This window comes from Lactobacillus sp. UMNPBX12, from assembly GCF_002553955.1.
Lineage (GTDB): Bacteria > Bacillota > Bacilli > Lactobacillales > Lactobacillaceae > Lactobacillus > Lactobacillus crispatus.
Window position 1 is genome coordinate 1 of sequence record NZ_PCYY01000056.1, and the last position, 1,810, is coordinate 1,810.

At 33.7% G+C, this 1,810-nt stretch carries 2 protein-coding genes; one reads left to right on the forward strand and one right to left on the reverse strand.

Features of this window, described 5'->3' with window-relative positions; translation table 11 throughout:
- Nucleotides 1-86: 86 nt before the first annotated feature.
- A complete protein-coding gene (locus CP363_RS10430) occupies nucleotides 87-422 on the reverse strand; it encodes a helix-turn-helix domain-containing protein (protein ID WP_013085779.1) in 336 nt (111 codons plus the stop codon).
- Between the two features lie 149 nt (nucleotides 423-571).
- Here CP363_RS10430 and CP363_RS10435 point away from each other — a divergent pair, with 149 nt between their 5' ends.
- Entirely contained in the window at nucleotides 572-1,594 is a 1,023-nt protein-coding gene (locus CP363_RS10435; RefSeq protein ID WP_089145575.1) for a zinc-binding alcohol dehydrogenase family protein, read from the forward strand.
- The last annotated feature ends 216 nt before the right edge of the window (nucleotides 1,595-1,810 follow it).

The following is a 1,810-nucleotide window of genomic DNA, read 5'->3' on the forward strand; positions in this document are numbered from 1 at the left end:
ACTTTCTGCGAAAATAATTGTACAGAAATTTTGTTTGCAAAAGAAGACGAACAAGATAAAAAAGCTCGCAATTAGTTTGCGGGCTCTTATTCATGCAATTGATTATATTTGTCGCCCCATTTTTCCATTTCTAAAATTAATGGGGTAAGGGTCTCACCTAATGCAGTTAATTGATAACTTGTTTTAGGTGGTACTGTTGGAAAAATAGTTTTATCAATAATTTGATCACTTTTTAGCTCTTTTAATTGAAGTGACAACATTCGTCTGGAACAATTAGGCATCAATTTCTGCAATTCATTAAAACGACAGTGTTTTTTCTTGATTAAATGATAGATAATAACACTTTTCCATTTACCTGAAATAATTTGAAGTGTACTTTCAACAGGACAGCCTTCAGAGCAGTTATAAATATGACGTGGCATTCTTTCACCTCGATATAATAATTCAATTCTAAATCTTTAAATTTAATCAAGCTAGGGAAAAATTTGTTACTTAGTAAGGAAAAATTCACTTCTTGTTTTTATCTATGGCTTACTTACAATTAATTAGTAAATAAGGAAGGAAGATAAAAATGAAAGCAATTGGATTCAAAAAACACTTGAAGATTGATGATCCTGAAAGTTTGATTGATTTTGATATGGAAAAACCTACTGCTAAGGGTCATGACTTGTTAGTAAAAGTTAATGCAGTTTCAGTTAACCCAGTAGATGTTGGAGTTAGAAAAAGTGGACATATGGTCTTAAAAACGCCTAAAGTGATCGGTTGGGATGCATGTGGTGTAGTAGAAGAAGTAGGGTCGAAAGTTAGTCTCTTCAAACAAGGTGACAGGGTATTTTATGCAGGTTCATTTATTAGATCAGGCAGTGATAGTGAGTACCAACTAGTTGATGAAAGAATAGTTGGTCATGCTCCAAAGACTTTAAAAGATAATGAAGCGGCTGCAATGCCTTTAACCTCACTTACAGCTTATGAAGCCTTATTTGAACAAATGGGTTTAACTTGGAATCAAGAGAATAATCAGAGTAAAACGATCTTGATTATTAATGGTGCTGGGGGAGTAGGATCAGTAGCTACACAATTGGCACATTTAGCAGGATTAACAGTAATTGCAACTGCATCCCGTCCAGATAGTATTAAATGGACACAAGATCACGGCACAGATTATGTTGTGAACCATCGTGAAGACTTGGTAAAACAAGTAAAGAAATTAGGATATAAGTATGTTGATTACATCCTAGAATTAAAGGATTTAGATGGTCATTGGAAAGAAATGTGTGAGTTAATTAAACCAGAGGGACACATTGTTTCAATTACTGAAAATCATCGTCCAATAAATTTAAGGTTGCTTACCAAAAAGAAAGCACACTTTTCGTGGGAATGGATGTATACTAAATCCTATTATCAAACTGAAGATATGATTAGTCAGCATGATATTTTAAACAAAATTGCCCAGATGTTAGATAATGGCAAACTTAAATGCACTATGACTAAGTCATTAGAACCCTTAAATGCAATAAATTTACGAAAGGCTCATAAATTAGTAGAAAGTGGTCATATGACCGGTAAAGTTGTGGTTTATGACTGGGAAAACTAAGCATTAATAGAAAGCTCGCAATTAATTTTGCAGGCTTTTAATTTAAAAAATATGCTATAATTTAGATAAAGAAAAAGGAGATCCAAAGACCTCCTTTGCAGCCCGCTTTAAGAGCGGTGGTCGATATTATAAAAACGTTGAAAACGTCGCCCTATAACTCGCCAAAGTTATTACATTGAGCGGCGTTTTTATTTTTTGTCGTGATGATGGTCGATG

What these genes read in the sequence shown, in the direction of transcription:
- CP363_RS10435 (WP_089145575.1), top strand. Translation starts at nt 572, where the DNA reads ATGAAAGCAATTGGATTCAAAAAACACTTGAAGATTGATGATCCTGAA.
- CP363_RS10430 (WP_013085779.1), bottom strand. Translation starts at nt 422, where the DNA reads ATGCCACGTCATATTTATAACTGCTCTGAAGGCTGTCCTGTTGAAAGT.